Origin of the sequence: Jeotgalicoccus sp. S0W5 (genome assembly GCF_011634875.1) — a bacterium.
Classification (GTDB): Bacteria; Bacillota; Bacilli; order Staphylococcales; family Salinicoccaceae; genus Jeotgalicoccus; species Jeotgalicoccus marinus.
Genome location: NZ_SIRQ01000003.1, coordinates 82,142 through 103,242 on the forward strand (window position 1 = coordinate 82,142; position 21,101 = coordinate 103,242).

Annotated in this window: 15 protein-coding genes; all 15 read left to right on the forward strand. The window is 40.0% G+C overall.

From position 1 onward, the window contains the following. The first annotated feature begins 1 nt into the window (after position 1). The 15 genes from rseP (at position 2) to EYB29_RS02890 (ending at position 21,099) form a co-directional block, all read left to right on the forward strand. A complete protein-coding gene (rseP, locus tag EYB29_RS02820) occupies positions 2–1,285 on the forward strand; it encodes an RIP metalloprotease RseP (RefSeq protein ID WP_166626509.1) in 1,284 nt (427 codons plus the stop codon). A gap of 12 nt (positions 1,286–1,297) precedes the next feature. Beyond that, positions 1,298–2,992 carry a proline--tRNA ligase gene (locus EYB29_RS02825; RefSeq protein WP_026867605.1) on the forward strand — a complete coding sequence of 565 codons (1,695 nt, stop codon included), beginning with the start codon at positions 1,298–1,300 and terminating at the stop codon, positions 2,990–2,992. A 64-nt stretch (positions 2,993–3,056) separates the two neighbouring features. Continuing rightward, the gene (locus EYB29_RS02830; RefSeq protein ID WP_166626510.1) at positions 3,057–7,340 is read left to right on the forward strand and encodes a PolC-type DNA polymerase III; all 4,284 of its coding nucleotides are present in this window, start codon (positions 3,057–3,059) and stop codon (positions 7,338–7,340) included. 115 nt (positions 7,341–7,455) lie between these two features. Beyond that, the gene (gene rimP / locus EYB29_RS02835) at positions 7,456–7,923 is read left to right on the forward strand and encodes a ribosome maturation factor RimP (RefSeq protein ID WP_026867607.1); all 468 of its coding nucleotides are present in this window, start codon (positions 7,456–7,458) and stop codon (positions 7,921–7,923) included. A gap of 16 nt (positions 7,924–7,939) precedes the next feature. Continuing rightward, the gene (nusA, locus tag EYB29_RS02840; RefSeq protein WP_026867608.1) at positions 7,940–8,995 is read left to right on the forward strand and encodes a transcription termination factor NusA; all 1,056 of its coding nucleotides are present in this window, start codon (positions 7,940–7,942) and stop codon (positions 8,993–8,995) included. Between the two features lie 11 nt (positions 8,996–9,006). Continuing rightward, a complete protein-coding gene (gene rnpM, locus EYB29_RS02845) occupies positions 9,007–9,291 on the forward strand; it encodes an RNase P modulator RnpM (protein WP_035857278.1) in 285 nt (94 codons plus the stop codon). Continuing rightward, positions 9,288–9,584 (forward strand): L7Ae/L30e/S12e/Gadd45 family ribosomal protein, encoded by a 297-nt coding sequence (locus EYB29_RS02850; protein ID WP_026867610.1) that lies wholly within the window; start codon positions 9,288–9,290, stop codon positions 9,582–9,584. The genes rnpM and EYB29_RS02850 overlap by 4 nt, the downstream gene beginning before the upstream one ends. A 14-nt stretch (positions 9,585–9,598) precedes the next feature. Beyond that, positions 9,599–11,692: a translation initiation factor IF-2 gene (gene infB, locus EYB29_RS02855; RefSeq protein WP_166626511.1), complete on the forward strand. Its 2,094-nt coding sequence runs from the start codon at positions 9,599–9,601 to the stop codon at positions 11,690–11,692. Between the two features lies 1 nt (position 11,693). After that, on the forward strand, positions 11,694–12,041 hold the full coding sequence (gene rbfA, locus EYB29_RS02860) for a 30S ribosome-binding factor RbfA (protein ID WP_026867612.1): 348 nt from the start codon (positions 11,694–11,696) through the stop codon (positions 12,039–12,041). Positions 12,042–12,099: 58 nt separating this feature from the next. After that, positions 12,100–13,047, forward strand: coding sequence for a tRNA pseudouridine(55) synthase TruB (gene truB, locus EYB29_RS02865; RefSeq protein WP_166626512.1), 948 nt, complete (start codon positions 12,100–12,102; stop codon positions 13,045–13,047). Further along, entirely contained in the window at positions 13,034–13,972 is a 939-nt protein-coding gene (gene ribF / locus EYB29_RS02870) for a riboflavin biosynthesis protein RibF (RefSeq protein WP_166626513.1), read from the forward strand. The genes truB and ribF overlap by 14 nt, the downstream gene beginning before the upstream one ends. A 159-nt stretch (positions 13,973–14,131) precedes the next feature. Then, positions 14,132–14,401 carry a 30S ribosomal protein S15 gene (gene rpsO / locus EYB29_RS02875; protein WP_166626514.1) on the forward strand — a complete coding sequence of 90 codons (270 nt, stop codon included), beginning with the start codon at positions 14,132–14,134 and terminating at the stop codon, positions 14,399–14,401. Between the two features lie 363 nt (positions 14,402–14,764). Continuing rightward, on the forward strand, positions 14,765–16,882 hold the full coding sequence (gene pnp / locus EYB29_RS02880) for a polyribonucleotide nucleotidyltransferase (RefSeq protein WP_026867616.1): 2,118 nt from the start codon (positions 14,765–14,767) through the stop codon (positions 16,880–16,882). Between the two features lie 29 nt (positions 16,883–16,911). Beyond that, the gene (locus EYB29_RS02885) at positions 16,912–18,585 is read left to right on the forward strand and encodes a ribonuclease J (RefSeq protein WP_205710589.1); all 1,674 of its coding nucleotides are present in this window, start codon (positions 16,912–16,914) and stop codon (positions 18,583–18,585) included. Between the two features lie 81 nt (positions 18,586–18,666). Continuing rightward, positions 18,667–21,099: an FtsK/SpoIIIE family DNA translocase gene (locus EYB29_RS02890; RefSeq protein ID WP_166626515.1), complete on the forward strand. Its 2,433-nt coding sequence runs from the start codon at positions 18,667–18,669 to the stop codon at positions 21,097–21,099. The last annotated feature ends 2 nt before the right edge of the window (positions 21,100–21,101 follow it).

Genomic DNA, 21,101 nt, shown 5'->3' on the forward strand with positions numbered 1-21,101 from the left:
AGTGGCAGGAATTTTAGCATTTATAGTAGTCTTTGGGCTCCTCGTTACCGTCCACGAATTTGGTCATATGTTCTTTGCAAAAAGAGCGGGTATAATGTGTCCAGAATTCGCAATCGGTATGGGTCCGAAGATTTTCTCTTATAAATATAATGATACACAGTACACCATTCGTCTATTACCGATTGGTGGCTATGTAAGAATGGCTTCAAAAGATATGGAAATCAATCCATTAAATGCAGGCATGAGAGTACAAGTTAAGTTAAATAACAGAGATGAAATTACACACATTCTCCTAGATGATAAACACAATTTCCAATTTGCAGAAGAGCTTGAGGTGATCGATAGCGACATTTCAGAAGAAATGTACATTCGTGCTTACAGGCTAACAGACAATCAAGAAGTGACTTATTACTTTAGCGAAGAGACATACTTTGTTGAGGATGCAGAACTTGAACGTATCGCACCACTTTCCGGTCGATTTGAATCGAAGTCAGTCTGGCAACGTTTCCTCACTTTATTTGCTGGACCACTTTTCAATTTCTTACTTGCCTTTTTCTTATTTACAATTCTGTTTTATATACAAGGTAAGGCAAGTGATGAACCGATTGTTGGTCAAGTAGTTGAAGACACACCCGCTGAAGAGATTAATCTTGAATCGGGAGACCGCATCTTAGAAATTGATGGTCAAAAAGTGGAAAGCTGGTCTCATATGACTAGCCTAATTCAACAAGGCCAAGGTGAATCTCAAGAACTATTGATCGATTCAGATGGACAACAGAGAACTGAAAACCTTGAACCTGTGATTGAATCAACAGAATTACCTGACGGAACAGTAAATGAAAGACTGATTATCGGCGTTGGTGCTTACTTTGAAAATGGTATTATCGCTCCGATATGGTGGGGGATTCAAGAAACTGTCTCGAGTATGAGTTTGATCTTCGAACTTGTTGTAAGAATGATTGGTACTATTTTTGCGGGTACATTCAGCTTTGATATGTTGAATGGTCCAGTTGGAATATATAAGGTTACAGAGACAGTTGCTGCACAAGGCATACTTGTTTTAATGAGATTTACCGCACTCTTAAGTGTGAATTTAGGTATAATGAACTTATTACCAATTCCTGCTTTAGACGGTGGACGTATTTTATTCGTTTTATATGAAGGAATCTTCAGACGTCCATTAAACCGTAAGGTAGAATTGAACATACAACTTATCGGCGTACTATTCGTCTTAATCATCATGGTGCTGGTCACCTGGAATGATATTAAAACATTTTTCTTATAGGAGTGGATTTAAATGAGGCAATCACAAATGTTCATCCCAACTATGCGGGAAACACCAACAGAAGCTGAGAGTTTAAGTCATCGCCTGATGCTAAAATCCGGCATGATTAAACAACTCGCACGAGGTATTTATGCCTACTTGCCGATTACCCAATTAGTATTAAACAACATCCAAGACATCGTCCGCGAGGAAATGATGGCAATTGGTGGTGCTGAAGTCCACTTACCTGTACTGCATCCACAAGAACTCTGGGAAGAGTCAGGCAGATGGGATGCTTATGGTAAAGAACTCATGCGTTTAGAAGACCGTCATGGTAGAGGATTTGCACTCGGACCGACTCATGAAGAGGTCATTACAGATCTTGTACGTGATGAGTTAAAGAGTTATAAGAAATTACCACTGACACTCTTTCAGATTCAGACAAAATTCCGTGACGAGCTAAGACCAAGATTCGGACTCCTACGTGGACGTGAATTTATAATGAAAGATGCTTATTCATTCCATATTGATGAAGCATCATTAGACCAAACATACAATGATATGTACAATGCATATTCACGCATTTTTGACCGTTTAGATTTAAACTATAGAGCGGTTGAAGCGGATGGTGGTTCTATTGGAGGTAGTCATACTCACGAATTTATGGCCTTAGCCGATATTGGTGAAGATACGATTGTCTATACAGATGAGAGCGATTATGCTGCAAATATTGAAAAGGCAGTATCACCAAAACCAACAACGGTGAGTGAAGCAGAATTAAAAGATGTAGAAAAACTAGAAACACCAAATATTGCAACTGTTAAAGCGTTAGCAGAACTTTTAGAGACTGACTTAACACTTACAACCAAGACAATGGTGGTTAAGGTCGATGATGGTCTTAAAATGATAGTCATTAGAGGGGACCAGGAACTCAACGATGTTAAAGTGAAAGCCTTCTTTAATTCAGTTATCGTTGAGATGGCTACTGATGAAGAAATTCGACATGAATTAAACGCTTCACCAGGGTCCCTTGGCCCAGTTAATGCAACAATTCCAGTTTACATCGATTATCAAGTTGAAGTGATGAAGAACTATCCAGTTGGCGCAAATGAAACGGGTTACCATCTATTAAACGTTAACCATGGCCGTGATTTTACTCCAGACGGCACAGGAGATTTCCGCTTTATTAATGAAGGGGAAATGGTTGAAGATGGTTCAGGTCCAGCAAAATTCATGCGCGGTATTGAAGTTGGACAGGTCTTTAAACTCGGCACTAAATATTCAGAGTCGATGAACTTTAACGTCCTTGATCAGAATGGACGTTCAACACCAGTCTTGATGGGTTGTTATGGCATCGGTATTTCACGTGTATTATCAGCTGTCGTAGAAAGTCATCATGACGATAAAGGTATCTTCTGGCCGAAGTCTATTACACCATTTGATATCCATATCATTACAGCTAATACAAAAGATCAGACTATCGTAGACACAGCAGCGGAGCTCTATGACATTTTATCGAAAAACTATAGAGTACTTTACGATGATCGTAACGAGCGTGCAGGTGTTAAATTTGCCGATTCTGAATTGATTGGCTTACCAGTAAGAATTGTCGTTGGCCGCGGCGCTAAAGATGGCGTTGTTGAAGTAAAAGGTCGACGAGACGAAGAATCTACTGAAGTGCAAATCGCTGACTTAACATCATACCTTACTGACAATAACTACGCGTAAATCCTTGATTTACGCGTTTTTCTAAGGCGTGTATATAGAATTTTTAACCGGGAGTGTTATGTAAGTGGAAGGACAAGATAAATTAAGTATTTTGCTTCAGCGGGCGAATATCCAACAGAATAACTATTTAGAAGATGCATCACTGACAAAAGTTGTTGTCGATGATCAGTCTCGTAAGTGGCAGTTTCATTTGAAAACGTCTAGAATCATTCCGAGCACACTCTATCAGCTCATGAATCAAAATATTAAAGCAGCTTTTAAAGATATCGCGACAACAGAATTGATTATGTCATCGGCAGATTTTGATGAACAGACTGTCTTAGATTATTTTGATATTGCAGTAGATAGTTTAACTATAAACGACAATATAAAGCATCAGTTAAAGGGAACTGCAAAAAAACTACAAGATGAAACCCTTTTTATTGCGGTTAAGAATAGTATTGAAGAAGCGCACTTTAACAAACATATCAACGGCAACTTAACGACGGCCTATAAATATTTTGGTATTCATCTACAAGGTGTAAAAGTGACCGTCGATGATGAACTTCAAAACACTCGTACAGAAGCGCTAGAAAATAGAATCAATGATGAAAGAGAAGCGCTGATATCTGAATTCATTAATAGACGTGAACAAGAGAGTGAAGCAGAAGACACTAAAAAAGATGTTCAAAAACAAATCGGTAAACCGCAGACATTTGACGGAGTACGGCCATTAGAAAACATTTTTGATGAGGAAAACAGTGTCAAAATAGAAGGTCATATTTTTGATAAGGAAATCCGTGAGCTAAAAAGTGGCCGTCAAATTTTACAATTAAAGCTAACGGACTATACGGATTCTATTATGGCTAAGATGTTCTCTCGCCATGGTAAAAACGATGAGGATGTATTCGGTGCTTTAGAAGTGGGAGATTGGGTGATAATTGAAGGCCGTGTTGAATACGATGAATTTACACGTGATATGGTCTTAAATATTAGAAATCTTACCGCAGTCAATAAGAAACCGAAAAAAGATTACGGAGATGAAAAACGCGTAGAATTACACCTTCATTCTGCCATGAGTCAAATGGATGGTATGACGAGTATCAGTGAATACATCAAACGCGCGAAATCTTTCGGACACGATGCTCTAGCGATTACAGACCATAATAATGTTCAAGCCTTCCCAGAAGCCTTTAATGCAACTGCAGGTGATGAGGACTTTAAGATGATTTTTGGCATGGAGGGCATGCTCGTCGATGACGGTGCACCAATTGCCTATAGACCTCAGAATTATAATCTAGACACACATGATTTTGTGGTCTTTGACGTCGAGACAACAGGACTATCATCTAAATATGATCAAATTATCGAACTTGCTGGAGTTAAGGTAAGAAACGGGGAAGTTGTAGATAAGTTTGAACGTTTTGCAAATCCAGGTGAAAAATTAACTGAACTGATCAAAGAATTAACAGGTATCACAGATGATATGCTTGTCGGAGCCCCTGATATTAGTGAAGTCATTACTGACTTCAAAAAATGGGTCGGAGATGCAATTTTTGTTGCTCATAATGCGAGCTTTGATATGGGCTTTATAGATGAAGCCTATGAAAAACAAGGTTTTGGTGAATCTACAAATGGTGTCATTGATACCTTAGAGTTGTCACGTACAATTAATACGAAGATGAAAAAGCATGGATTAAATATCTTAGCCAAGCACTATAACGTAGATTTAACTCAGCACCATAGAGCCATTTACGACGCCGAAGCGACAGCTTATATCTTTATTAAGATGATGGCACAGCTAAAAAGAGACTACGGTGTAACGAATCACCAGGATATTAACCGTAGCTTATCGAATAGTGATTCATATAAACGTGCTATGCCTTCTCACGTGTCGATTCTTGTAGAAAATAATACTGGCTTAAAGAACCTCTTTAAAATAGTCAGCCTATCATTAACGGATAATTTCTATAAATCACCTAGAATTAAAAGACAAGTACTAGAAGAGCACCGTGAGGGCTTACTTATCGGTAGTGCGTGTGATAACGGTGAGGTCTTTACTGCTATGATGCAGAAGTCTTATGAAGAAGCGAAGAAAAAAGCGTATTTCTATGATTATATAGAAGTCTTTCCAAAACCACTCTATCAGAGACTTTTAGACCGTGAAGTTGTCAGAGATGAAGCGGTCTTAGAAGAAATAATAGAAAACATGATTAAGCTTGGTAAGGACCTTGACAAACCAGTCGTTGCAACAGGTAATGTTCACTACTTAGATGAGTCAGATAAGCTTTCTCGTGATATTTTAGTCAAATCAAATCCTGGTAATCCCTTATCAAGAGGGAACCTACCCGATGCTCACTTTAGAACGACAGATGAGATGTTAGAGCTGTTCGACTTTTTAGATGAAGATACAGCCTATGAAATCGTTGTGACGAACACACGTAAAATCGCGAGTAAAATTGATAGAGTTGAAGTGATTAAGAAAGATCTCTTCCCACCTAAAATTGAAGGAGCAGAACAAGAAATTAGAGATATGTCATACAACAATGCTAAGGCGCTTTATGGTGAAGATGTGCCTGAAATTGTTGTCGAGCGTTTAGAGAAAGAACTTGAGAGTATTATTGGTAACGGCTTTGCCGTCATCTATTTAATATCACATAAACTTGTAAAACGTTCACTTGATGATGGTTATCTCGTAGGTTCAAGGGGTTCAGTTGGTTCAAGCTTAGTTGCCACTATGACCGAGATTACGGAGGTTAACCCTTTACCACCGCATTACGTTTGTCCAAAATGTAAGCAGTCTGAGTTCTTTACAGATGGTTCAGTCTCTTCTGGTTATGATTTACCGGACAAACAGTGTGAAAACTGCCAAGTCGACTTGATTAAAGAAGGCCAAGATATTCCTTTTGAAACCTTCCTTGGCTTTAAAGGGGATAAAGTTCCAGATATTGACTTAAACTTCTCTGGTGTTTATCAACCTAAAGCGCACAACTATACGAAAGAATTGTTTGGTGAGGACTATGTCTACCGTGCGGGAACGATTGGTACAGTTGCAGAAAAAACGGCCTTTGGTTATGTTAAAGGGTATTTAAACGATAATGGTCTGCATAAGCGTGCTGCTGAAATTGACCGGCTCGTCATTGGCTGTTCTGGTGTAAAACGTACAACAGGTCAGCATCCAGGTGGGATAATTGTTGTTCCAGATGACATGGATATTTATGACTTTACGCCGATCCAATATCCTGCAGATGATATTGAAGCAGAATGGAAGACGACACACTTTGACTTCCACTCTATTGATAATAACTTATTGAAACTGGATATACTTGGACACGATGATCCGACTATGATTCGCATGCTACAAGACTTATCTGGTATCGATCCAACAACAGTACCAACTGATGACAAGGCAACGATGGGGCTGTTTTCATCACCGAGTTCACTCGGTGTGGACCAAGATCAAATTTTATGTAAGACCGGAACCTTAGGTATACCAGAGTTTGGTACAGGGTTCGTGCGTCAGATGTTAGAGGACACGAGACCGACAACGTTCTCAGAACTCGTACAAATTTCAGGATTATCTCACGGTACCGATGTTTGGTTAGGCAATGCCCAAGACCTCATTAGAAAAGGGATTTGCGACTTATCTAATGTAATTGGTTGTCGTGACGATATCATGGTGACCTTGATGTATAAAGGACTTGAACCGAGTCTAGCCTTCAACATTATGGAGAAGGTGCGTAAAGGTAAGGGACTCACTCCCGAACACGAACTTGCCATGAGAGAAAACGGCGTTGAGAGCTGGTACATCGATTCTTGTAAGAAAATCAAGTACATGTTCCCGAAAGCCCATGCCGCAGCTTACGTATTAAACTCAGTACGTATTGCTTATTTTAAAGTACATCATCCACTCTATTATTATGCATCGTACTTTACAGTCCGAGCATCAGACTTTGATTTGTTAACGTTCGTAAAAGATAAAGATACGATCCGGCATAGAGTCAAAGAGATGAATGCAAATTTCCAAGAACTCTCTAAAAAAGAGAAAGATACATTAGTCGTCTTAGAGCTTGTGAATGAAATGACGCAACGTGGCTATAGAATGCAGCCAGTCAACGTCGACAAATCACATGCGACGGACTTCATCATTGAGGGTGATACGCTAATTCCGCCTTTTGAATCTGTTCCAGGACTTGGGCGTTCTGTGGCGACCCGTATCGTTGAGGCAAGAGAAGATGGTGGCTTTATATCTAAAGAAGACTTGAACAAGAAAGCAGGTGTATCTCAAAAACTTATCGACTACTTAACAGAGCTCGGAAGTTTAGATCACCTTCCAGACAAAGCGCAGTTGTCAATCTTTGACATCTAGTGTTCTTGCGGTCGTTAAGCACGTGTGATATAATATTATTGATTTAAATAATCAGTCGTGAGGAGAAGAGCGGGTTTATACCGTTCTTCTCTTACTTTTGAAAGGGGATTTTGACATGAACCGAACTGAACAGGAAGTATATAACCATGTCGAGCCAATTGCCAAAGAAAATGATTTAAAGCTAGTTGAAGTTTCCTACGTAAAGGAAGGACCTGATTTCTTCTTGCGCGTTTACCTAGACAAAAAAGGCGGTATTACACTCGATGATTGTGCAGCATTTTCGGAAATAATCAGTGCGAAACTTGATGACTTGGACATCGTTCAAGGGGCCTATTATTTAGATGTGTCGTCTCCTGGTGCAGAACGTCCGATTAAAGATGATGAGGACTTAGAACTCACTTTAGAAAAAGGTATTTATATCAAAACTTATCAACAAATCGACGGTGAAAAAGAGTGGACTGGTGTCTTAAAAGAATACGATGACAAGTCTGTGACTATTGAATACAAAGTGAAAACTCGTAAGAAAACCATCACCGTAGAACGTGAAAAAATTGCAACGATTAGAAAAGCTGTACTGATTTAGAATGGAGGAAAATTGAGTGAATAAAGAATTGATCAATGCGGTTGAATATATCCATAAGGAAAAGAATATCCCAATGGAAGTCTTAGTGGATGCGATTGAAGCTGCTTTAATTACCGCTTATAAAAAGAATTACGCTGACCATAAAAATGTCTCGATCGATTTAAATATGGAATCTGGAAGTTATAGAGTGATTTCTAGAAAAGATGTTGTTGAAGAAGTAATGGACCCAACAGCAGAAATTGATCTCTTAACTGCAAGAGAATACAACCCAGCATATGAAGTCGGCGACCCGTTTGATGAAGACGTGACGCCTAAGGACTTTAATCGCGTTGGTGCACAGGCAGCGAAACAAGCAGTCATGCAGCGTATTAGAGATGCTGAACGCAGTATTCTATACGATGAGTTTATCGACAAAGAAGATGAAGTCTTAACTGGCTTAATCGATAGAGTCGACCACCGCTTTGTGTATATTCAACTAGGGAAGACAGATGCGGTATTAGCTGAATCTGAGCGCATGCCAAATGAGTCTTATATTCCAAATGAGCGTATTAAAGTTTACGTTAATAAGGTGGAACAAACGACTAAAGGGCCACAAATCTTCGTATCTAGAACGCATCCGAATCTATTAAAGCGACTATTTGAAGATGAAGTTCCTGAAATCTTTGATGGTACAGTAGAGGTTATGAGTGTTGCTCGTGAAGCGGGTGAGCGTTCGAAGATTAGTGTCCATGCAGAGAACCCAGATGTTGATGCTGTCGGGTCTTGTGTTGGTTCACGCGGTGCGCGTGTAGAAGCGATTGTGGATGAACTTCACGGTGAAAAAATTGACATCGTCTTATGGGATGAAGATCCTAAAGTATTTGTGAAAAATGCTTTAAGTCCTTCTCAAGTTGTCAGTGTGACTGTAGATGAGGAAAACAAATCAACTGTAGTTGTTGTCCCGGATCACCAACTATCATTAGCGATTGGTAAGAAAGGTCAAAATGCACGTCTTGCTGCGAAACTGACGGGCTGGAAAATTGACATTAAAAGTGAATCTGATGCTGAGGCAGAAAGCATCGAAAACGACTAGAGGTGTATACAATGGCACGGAAAATTCCGATGAGAAAATGTATCTTAACGAATGAAATGCATCCTAAAAATGATTTAATCCGCGTCGTTAAAACGAAAGAAGGCGAAGTTTTCGCTGATGCTACAGGTAAGAAAAATGGCCGAGGTAGCTATGTCGTTAAAGATTTAGAAAAAGTTAATAAAGCGAGAGAGAAAAAAGCTTTAGAAAAAGCGCTGGGTAAAGATACAGAAACTTTAAATCCGGTCTATGATGAAATTATCCGTTTGATCTATAGAGAGGATATTCCGAAGCGATGAACGATAAAATACTAAATTATGTCGGTCTAGCAACAGGCGCTAACAAGACAATCAATGGAGAAGAAAAAACACTTGAAGCGGTCAAGTCAAACAAAGCTGCCCTTGTGTTTTTAGCTTCTGATGCGGGTAAGAGTACAAGTAAGAGAATGAATGATAAGTGTAAGAGTTACAATGTCACAATCATTGATAAGTATACAAACGAAGAGCTCTCTAAAGCGACGGGTGCCTATAACCGCGTTGTTCTTGCCATTACCGACCATGGTTTTGCACGAAAGATTAAAGAGCTCTCATAGAAGGGATTGGTTCAATGAGTAAAACTAGAATTCATGAATATGCCAAAGAAATTGGCTTATCAAGTAAAGAGGTCATCGACTTCTTAGTATCACAAAATGTCGAGGTTAAGAGTCATATGTCTTCAATCGAAGACGATGTCTTAGTAATGCTTGATAAGAAATTTAAAAACAAAGAATCAAACACATCTAAAGAAACTAAGCCAAACAACAAAGAAAACAAACCAAAGCAAAAACAAAATAACCAGAAACAAAATAACAAAGGCAGACAACAAAAAGCTAAAGAAAACAATAAAAATCAAAAACCCGCTAAAAAAGAATCATCCAAAAAAGAAGCGCCTAAAAAAGAGGAAGCTGACAGTAAGCATTTCACTTATGAAGAAGGTATCACAGTAGGAGAGCTTGCTGAAAAAATCAATGTAGACCCTTCTAAAATTGTTAAAGACCTCTTCATGCTTGGTATTGTAACAAACATTAATCAGTCACTTGACCAAGATTCAGTTGAAATTGTGGCTGAAAACTACGGCTATACTTCAGAGCTGACAGTTGAAGTCGATGATAGTGATCTGACAAACTTCTTCCATTTAGAGGAAGAAAACTTAGACGAAGAACGTCCAAGTGTAGTAACAATCATGGGTCACGTTGACCATGGTAAGACGACTTTACTTGACTCTATTAGAGATACGAAAGTAACAGCAGGTGAAGCTGGTGGAATTACTCAACACGTCGGCGCCTACCAAATTGAACATGAGAATAAGAAAATTACTTTCCTAGATACACCAGGACACGCAGCGTTCACTACAATGCGTGCGCGCGGTGCACAGGTAACTGACTTAACAGTACTTGTAGTGGCTGCAGATGATGGTGTAATGCCACAAACAATTGAAGCAATTAACCACGCTAAAGCAGCTGAGGTACCAATTATTGTTGCAGTAAACAAAGTTGATAAACCAACTGCTAACCCAGACCGTGTTATGACAGAACTTGGTGAACATGGTCTTTACCCAGAAGACTGGGGCGGCGACACAATCTTTGTTCAATTATCAGCACTAACAGGTGATGGAATCGATGACTTATTAGAAATGATTAATCTTGTTTCTGAAGTGTCGGAACTTAGAACAACGAGTGATATGCCAGCAGTCGGTACTGTAATCGACGCAGAATTAGACAAATCTCGTGGACCTGCAGCAAGTTTACTTGTACAACATGGTACTTTAAAAGTGGGCGACTCTATTGTTGTCGGCTCAACTTATGGTAAGGTCCGTGCAATGGTAAGTGACACAGGTCAGCGTATTAAGTCCGCTGGTCCATCTGTACCTGTTGAAATTACAGGTATCAATGATGTCCCTGAAGCAGGCGATCGTTTTGTAGTCTTTAAAGATGATAAGAAAGCGCGCCAAATCGGTGAAGCGCGTCACGAGGATAAGATTATGCGTGACCGTGAAGTCAATCAGAAAGTGTCTCTAGATAATCTGTTTGAACAGATGAAAGAGGGCGAAATGAAAGACTTAAACGTTATCATCAAAGGTGACGCTCAAGGATCTGTAGAGGCACTAGCTGCATCACTTATGAAGATTGATGTTGAAGGTGTCAATGTACGTATCATTCACACAGGTGTTGGTGCGATAAACGAATCTGACGTCACTTTAGCAAATGCATCAAGTGCGATTATTATCGGTTTCAATGTTCGTCCTGATGTCAACGCGAAACGTGCAGCAGAACAGAACCAAATCGATATGAGATTACACCGTATCATCTACAAAGTAATCGAAGAAATCGAGTCAGCAATGAAAGGAATGCTAGACCCTGAATTCGAAGAACAAGTTATTGGTAATGTCGAAGTTCGTGAAATCTTTAAAGTATCTAAAGTGGGTACCATTGCAGGTGCTTATGTAACAGATGGTAAGATTACACGTGATAGCGGCGTGAGAGTAATTCGTGATAGCATCGTTATCTTTGAAGGCGAACTCGACACACTGAAACGTTTTAAAGATGATGCCAAAGAAGTGACTGCAGGATATGAATGTGGTCTGACAATTAAAAACTTCAACGATATCAAAGAAGGCGACCAAATAGAGCCATTCATTATGGTAGAGATTGAGAGGAAATAATATGTCACAAAGAAATGAAAGAATTGCAGAAGAAATAAAAAAAGTACTCAGTGAAGAAATCCGCACAACAGTGACAGAGAAAGAACCTGACATTGGTATGGTGACAATCACAGAAGTCGAAGTAACTAAGGAAAACGAATTAGCGACAGTATATTTCACTGCCCTTAACAATAATAAAGAATTCGTCCAAGAGACGCTTGATAAGTTTAATGGCTTATTTAGAAAAACTGTAGCGTCAAACATTCGTTTAAGAAAAGCACCCGAAATTCAATTTAAGTATGATAATTCAATTGAATACGGTCAGAGAATTGAGTCACTCTTAAGCGATATTAAGAAGCGAGACGAATAATTTTAAAGTGCCGCAGCCGGTGGATCGGCTGCGGCTATCTTTTTATGGAGGAAACCTTATGACAAACCAAAAACATGGTGTTGTGGTGGTGGACAAACCGAGCGGTATGACTTCTCATGATGTCGTCTTCAAGATGCGTAAAGTCCTGAAGACAAAACGTGTTGGTCACACAGGAACACTCGATCCAGATGTCACTGGTGTCTTACCAATCGTAGTGGGTGATGCCACTAAGCTCACTGAGATCTTACAAATGAGAGACAAGCGCTATAGTGCAACAGTTACATTAGGAATCGCAACAGATACTGAAGATGCATCAGGGAATGTTACCGCACGTCAAGTGGTTGGTGAAAACATGAGTATTGACACAGTCAACGAGGCAATTCAATCATTCATTGGTGGTTATAGCCAAATGGTACCTATGTACAGCTCAGTCAAAGTCAACGGAAGAAAACTTTATGATTACGCGAGAAATGGCGAAATTGTTGACCGTCCTGTAAAAGATATCTACATCGAGGACATAAAATTGACTTCTGACATTAGGAAGGATTCGAGTACTTTATCTTTTGATATTGATGTGAAGTGTTCTAAAGGAACCTACATTAGAACACTTGCAGTTGATATTGGTAAAGCGCTTGGCTATCCTGCACACATGTCTTATTTGAAGCGGACGGCTTCTTGTGGATTTTCCCTTGATGATGCAACGCCACTTCAGGATTTAATTGAAAACCCTGAGGCAGTTAATGTTATCCCGGTTATTGATATTTTAGATGATCAAGTTCATTTTGATATTAGTGACGACCAAGCTTTACAATTTAAAATCACGAACGGGCAAAAATTGGTCAAAAGTGATATATTAAATGTGCTAGGTTTAACTGAACTCGATACGGTTTTATTTACGCATCAGAACGTGCCGATTGGCATCTACAAAACGCACGTAGATAAGCCGGATCAGCTTAAGCCATTTAAAATGTTTAGTAACTTATGGGGGACTTATGGAAATATTTAGATTGCACTATCCAAATGAGCAAGACTTATCTTCAATAGAGCTATCGGCAGCGGCGATTGGATTTTTTGATGGTTTACACCGTGGACACCTTGATGTCATTAATACTATGAAGGGCATTGCTGAAGAAAAAGGCCTAAAAAAAACGGTCATTACCTTTGATCCGCATCCGTCGGTTGTCTTAGATCCGACACGCCAGCGTACAACTTATCTCACACCGATCGATGTGAAGATTAAAAAACTTGAAGCACTAGATATCGACTACCTATTCATCATCAACTTCTCAAGTGCTTTTGCCGGTCTAGATAAAGATTTCTTTGTTCAGGAATACATTATCAATACACAAGTAAAAGAAGTCATTTCTGGATTCGATTATACTTATGGTAAAAAAGGTAGCGGCACAGTCGAAGATTTAAAACAGTATACTGAGTTCAACACGACAGTCGTTGACAAACTTGATTTTGATGGGGAAAAAGTATCAACGACAAAAATTCGTGAGTATTTGGAAACAAAAGCGCTCGCTAAAGCGAATCAAGCACTCGGCCGCGCTTACGATATCGAGGGCATTGTCGTACAAGGAGAAAAGCGCGGCCGGACCATCGGCTTTCCGACTGCGAACATTGAACCGAACTATCGTTACTTCATGCCGGCGAACGGTTCCTATGCAGTGACGATGACGATTGATAACGATGACAATGTTTATAAGGGCGTTGCAAGTGTAGGTGTCAAACCCACTTTCCACGACAACGCACGTCTAACGACAGAAGTCTATCTCTTTGACTTCAATAAAGATATCTACGGTGAAAACGTCACAATACATTGGCACCATTTCGTTCGTGATGAAGAAAAATTTGATGGTATCGAACCGTTAATAGAAGCAATCGATTCAGATGCCAAGATTGCACGCGAACTGCTGAGCGATATTTAACTCAAGGTGACTTTTGAAAAGGATGGGTTTTTATCGAAAGAATACTTGAACTTAGAGTAGAAAAATTGTATAATACTACGAGTACCTTATCTTGGCATTGTTGAAACTCCGACGCATGCTCGGATATTGGTGAATATAATTTTATGAGGAGGAATTTTCATGGCAATTTCAAAAGAAAGAAAAAATGAATTAATCGAAGAATACCGCGTACACGAATCTGATACAGGATCTCCTGAGGTTCAAATTGCAGTATTAACTGAAGAAATCAACACATTAAACGAACACTTACGTTTCCACAAGAAAGACCACCACTCAAGACGTGGACTTCTTAAAATGGTAGGTCGTCGTAAACACCTACTTACGTACCTACGTAATAAAGACGTTTCTAGATACCGTGACTTAATCGGTAAATTAGGCATCCGTCGTTAATTTTAATTGTGAATATTCATCCCCTCTCTGTCTGAGAGGGGATTTTTTGTTTATGGTTTTTTGACGGTTACGATAAAAGGGGAAATCGCGGTGCTGTAGGGGAGACAGTGACGTAAAAAGGGAGGCTCACGCCACTGTGGCGGTGACAGTGGCCAATTAAGGCAATATCGGGTCCCTGTGGATTTGACAGCGACCCGCCAACGCAATATCAGCTCTCTGTAACGACCATAGCGGCCCAATAATACAATATCAATCTAAATTATAGCGATATGCCACAACACACCAACCTCTTTTTATATATATATTTGTAAAAAAAAATGATATGATAACTATAAGTGCCAAGCTAAGGAGAGAAAACAAATTATGAATGAACAAAATAAACAAGTTTTTGAAACGACGTGGGGCGGCCGACCACTAAAAGTTGAGTATGGTGAAATGGCTAAGCAGGCAAATGGATCTGTGTTGGTACGTTACGGAGATACAGTTGTACTCTCTACGGCGACGGCTTCTAAGGAACCTAAGGATATTGGATTTTTCCCACTTACTGTAGGTTACGAAGAGAAATTATATGCTGCTGGTAAGATACCAGGTGGCTTTAATAAACGTGAGGGACGTCCGAGTGAGGATGCAACGTTAACGAGTCGTTTGATTGACAGACCGATTCGTCCACTATTCCCGGATGGTTATAGACATGATGTTCAAGTCATTTCGATTGTTTTATCTGTCGATAATGACGCATCTCCACAGATGGCAGCGATGCTAGGGTCTTCTATGGCCTTAAGCGTATCTGATATTCCATTTGATGGGCCGATTGCTGGTGTAACGGTTGGCTTAATCGATGGGGAATTTATTATTAACCCGACAGCAGAACAGATGGAAAAATCTGAGTTAGAGCTTCAAGTAGCAGGGACTAAACATGCGGTGAACATGGTAGAGGCTGCTGCCGAGGAAGTACCTGAAGATGTCATGTTAAAAGCGATTCTCTTCGGACATGAAAACATTAAGGAACTTGTTCAATTCCAAGAAGAAGCGATTGCACAAGTTCAACCTGAAAAACGTGAAGTCATTGTTCACGAAATTGATGCGGACTTCCGTACGAAGATTACAGCTGAAATTGAAGCGATGGGACTTTACGCTAAGATCCAAGAAAACGATAAGCAAACGCGTGAAGCAAACATTTCAGAAGTTAAACAAGACATCATTGCAACACTTGATGAAGAAGCGGAAGACTACGAGGCTCAAGTTCAAGATGTTTCTGCGATTTTTGATGATCTCGTTAAGGCTGAAGTACGTCGATTAATTACAGATGAAAAAGTGCGTCCGGATGGTCGTGAGCCAGCTGAAATTCGTCCGCTTTCTTCTAATGTAGGCCTGTTACCACGTGCACATGGTTCGGCTTTATTTACACGTGGTCAAACCCAAGCCTTATCCGTTGCCACACTTGGTGGTTTAGGAGAACACCAAATCATTGATGGTTTAGGCACAGAAGAGAACAAACGCTATATGCACCACTACAACTTCCCGAATTTCTCGGTAGGTGAAACTGGACCGATTCGTGGACCTGGCCGTCGTGAGATTGGTCACGGTGCCTTAGGTGAACGTGCATTATTACAAGTTATTCCTTCAGAAGAGGAATTCCCGTATACAATCCGTGTCGTATCTGAAGTATTAGAATCCAATGGTTCATCATCTCAAGCATCAATCTGTGGTTCAACACTTGCACTAATGGATGCAGGTGTACCGCTTAAAGCACCGGTTGCAGGTATTGCAATGGGGCTTGTTAAGAAAGGTGAAAACTACACAATTCTATCTGATATTCAAGGTATGGAAGATGCTCTAGGTGACATGGACTTTAAAGTTGCAGGTACACCTAAAGGAATCACTGCCATTCAAATGGATATTAAGATTGATGGATTAAGTGAAGCGATTCTTCAAGAAGCACTTGAACAAGCACGTCTTGGTCGTCAGCACATATTAGATCATATGCTAGCAACAATTGACAAACCGCGTACTGAGCTATCAGCATATGCACCGAAAATTGAAGTCATGCATATTAAACCTGCTAAAATCCGTGACGTGATTGGACCAGGTGGTAAGAAAATTAACGAAATCATCGATGAGACAGGCGTTAAGCTCGACATCGAGCAAGATGGGACGGTATTTATCGGTGCAAGTGATCAGGAAGCCATCAAGAAAGCCCGTGCCATTATCGAAGATATTGTCAGAGAAGCTGAAGTTGGAGAAATTTATAACGGTGAAGTGCGCCGTATTGAGAAGTTTGGTGCCTTCGTTCAACTCTTCCCAGGTAAAGATGCACTCGTTCACATTTCTCAACTTGATACAACACGTGTCAACAAGGTTGAAGATGTCGTTAAAGTGGGGGATAAAATCCTCGTTAAGGTAACGAATATCGATAACCAAGGTCGTGTTAACGCTTCACGTAAAGAGTTATTAGAATCAAACAATGAAGAAGACAAATAAATTGCCGAAAGAAATTGGAGGACAGCACTGTGAAAAAAAAGCAAAATGATGCACATGTGAAAATCGTTCCTCTCGGCGGCGTTGGAGAAATTGCGAAGAACATGTACATTGTTGAAGTCGACAACGACATGTTTATCCTCGATGCAGGATTGATGTTTCCGGAAGATGAGATGCTCGGTATCGACATTGTCATCCCGGATATCTCCTATGTTTTAGAGAATAAAGATCGTCTTAAAGCGATTTTTGTAACTCATGGACACGAGGATTCGATCGGCGCAATTCCATATATTATCCAAGACTTAAACGTGCCAATCTATGGTTCACGTTTAACAATTGCATTAATTAAAGAACGTCTGAAAGAGAAGAACGTTAAAAAGAAAGTTAAATTTTACGCTATCAATAGCGAATCTGTTATGAAATTTGGGCAGACGAATGTGGAGTTCTTTGAAACTTCTCATAGCATCCCGGACTCATACGGTATTAGTATGAACACACCATATGGCTCGATTGTCTATACAGGTGAATTTAAGTTCGACCAGAGCTTAACAGGAAACTATGACTATAATATGGCGAAGATGTATGCCCTAAGTCAAAAGAATAAGACACTCGCTTTAATCAGTGACTCTACTGAAGCTGAGAAAATGGGCTACAATACGGCTGAGAACATTATCGAAGAGCACATTCTCGATAACTTCCAAAAGTCTAAAAAGCGTATTATCGTGTCATGCTACGCTTCGAACTTTGTCCGCATTCAACAAGTCTTAACAAATGCTGCCAAAGTTAACCGTAAAGTTTCCTTCCTTGGACGTACATTAGAATCATCGTTTAAGGTTGCTAGAAAACTGGGTTACTTCGACATTCCAGAAGGCTTACTTGTACCAAGCCATGAAATTAAAGATTATCCGGATAATGAACTTGTCATTATCGCGACAGGCTCACAAGGTGAGCCAATAGAAGCACTTGGTAAAATGTCACGTGGACAACATGAAGTGACAAACATTAAAGAAGGCGATGAAGTATACATCTTAACGACACCTTCTTCTAGTATGGAAGTCGTTTTATACTCTACTCAAAATGAACTTGTTAAAGCAGGTGCGACAATCAAGGCACCTGAATCAAGAATTCATGCCTCAGGGCACGGCTTAGCTGAAGAACTAAAAATGATGCTAAACGTCTTTAAACCGGAATATTTTGTTCCTGTTCAAGGTGAATTTAAAAACCAAATTGCCCATGCCCGTCTTGCAACAGAGACAGGAGTAAAGGCAGAGAATATATTCCTACTTGAAAAAGGCGACGTCGTTCAGTACGACGGTACAAAGATGTATTCTAAAGATAAGGTTGAAGCAGGCAATGTATTAATCGATGGTAGCGGTGTTGGAGACGTTGGTAACATCGTCTTACGTGACCGTAGACTTCTTAGTGAGGACGGTATCTTTATTGCTGTTGTCACAATTGACCGTCAGACACGTCAAATTATTGCAGGACCTGAAATTCAATCACGTGGATTTGTCTACGTCAAAGAATCTGAAGAATTATTAAAAGAAGCGGCTGGCCGCGTTGGTGGTATTGTTGAAGAAAACATTAGCGCCGGTAAGATTGAATGGAGCGTCTTAAAACAAAATATCAGAGACGACCTCGGAAAATTCTTATACGATGAAACGAAACGCCGTCCAATGATAATTCCAATCATTTCTGAAATATAATAAAGTTAGATCCAACGGAGATATGAGGTTATCCTAATATCTCCGTTGTTATAATTATTCTGTTAATAAAGGTGGTTAACCATGGCGACCAAAAGAAAGCGCACCACAAAGAAGAAAAAGAATGATAAAAAAACATACTATGCTAGTTTTTCATTAATACTTATTATCCTACTTATCATTACGGTGTTTAGCCTAGGTGTCGTCGGTGAATATTTAGATGCAGGATTCAATTATTTATTCGGCTCGAGTCGATACTTTACTTACTTCGTACTCCTACTCGCAGCCTTTTATCTTGCGACAAACTTAAAATTCCCATTCACGAAACGCATGTTTGGCTACACCCTAATGCAATTCGGACTCTTATTTTTCCTACATTCCATCCTGTACCTAACAAATCGAGCACTTACAGACAGCTACTATAGCTTCCAAGAAATTCTCGAATTAACAAGAGCTTCGGGCTTTGAATTTACAGGCGGTGGCGTGATCGGTCAGACACTTTTCAACTTCTCATCAACAGGAATCAGCTTCTTTGGCACACTCTTAATCAGCTTGATCTTTATCTATTTAAGCCTGATTATTGTACGTAATAAGAGCATTGAAGAATCACTAAGAAATGATTTCACCTTTGTCATTAAAGGACTGACAGCTATCGGTGCAGGCATTGCCTCATTATTTAGCATAATCAATGAGAAAATTAAAAATAGACCGGCTAAAGAGAAGAAAACCAGTACTGGAAAAACAGCCCCTGTCATTGAAGAAGCGAGCGCCGAAGCACCCTTACCAAAAAGAAAAAACAAAAAACGTGAGGCGAGATTTAATCAGACGGATGAATCAGCAAAAGAAGAAGTTTCGGATACAGACTACGAGGAGACTTATATCGAACCAGAAGTCTATGCATCCGATGAGCTCGTCAGTGAAGAACCTGAAACCAAAGACGAAGTTGGACAAGCTGATTCAGAATCTGGTTTAACAATAGAAGAGGAAATTAGTGAGAAAAAAGAAATAGAATATGAAGATGATGATGCGGGTCCCCTTCACGATATTCCAGAAGGCGAAGTCGGTGATGATGAGTTTGAGGAATTTGACGCAGAAGAGTTAAGAGAACTGAATGCCTACAAACTTCCACCAATCGATATTTTAAATGACGCTGAACAGACTGCTAAAGTCAGTAATAAGGAAGTTATTCAGCAAGGTAAAGTGCTGGAAGAGACGCTTAAAAACTTTGGCGTCAATGCGAAAGTTTCTAAGATTAGAATTGGCCCGGCAGTGACACAGTTTGAAATTCAGCCAGATATCGGTGTCAAAGTTTCCAAAATTATTAACCTTCAAAATGATATCGCCCTGAGTTTAGCAGCAAAAGACATACGTATTGAGGCACCAATACCGGGTAAATCAGCTGTTGGTATTGAAGTGCCAAACTCTGTTGTCAGTATGGTGACCTTAAGAGAAGTCATTAAGAGAAAATCATCCGACAATCCACTTGAGGTTGCCCTCGGTAAAGATATTTCCGGTGCGCCGATTATGGCAGAGTTAAATAAGATGCCGCACTTACTTGTTGCTGGGTCAACAGGAAGTGGTAAATCAGTATGTATTAACGGCATTATAGTCAGTATCTTACTCAATGCTAAACCGCATGAGGTAAAACTGATGATGATTGATCCGAAAATGGTAGAGTTAAATGTCTATAACGGCATTCCTCACCTCTTAGCACCTGTAGTGACTAATCCACAAAAGGCGAGCGATGCCTTAAATAGAATCGTGAGTGAAATGGAAAGACGTTACGATTTATTTAGTCACTCTAATACAAGAAACATCGAAGCTTACAACCAGTATCTAGAACGGACTGCTGATAATCCGAAAAAAGTACAAAAATTACCGTACATTGTCGTCATCGTCGATGAGCTCGCTGACCTTATGATGGTCGCTTCAAAAGATGTAGAAGCATCGATTACTCGTATTGCCCAGATGGCTAGGGCTGCAGGAATTCACCTTATCATCGCAACACAAAGACCATCAGTTGACGTCATTACTGGTATAATTAAAGCAAATATTCCGTCCCGCATCGCATTTGCAGTCAGCTCTCAAACAGACTCACGCACAATCATTGACTCTATGGGCGCAGAAAAACTGCTCGGTCGTGGTGACATGCTCTTCTTACCATCAGGCCGCTCTAAGCCATTACGTGTTCAAGGGGCCTTCCTAGATGATGAAGAGGTCACAGATATAGTAGAATTTATAACAGAGCAGATGAAAGCAAACTATGAGAAATCTGTCATCATGAATCAAAAACAAGCAGAAAAATCAGAAGTTGAATCCGATGATGACCTATATCCAGATGCGAAGTGGTTCGTCATCGAAGAACAACGCGCGTCTGCCAGTCTATTACAGCGCCAGTTCAGAGTCGGATATAACCGCGCCGCTCGCCTCGTTGATGACCTAGAGGCTAACGGTGTAATTGGGCCGGCGAGCGGGTCGAAACCACGGAGTGTCCTGATCGAAAACCATGAAGATTAGTT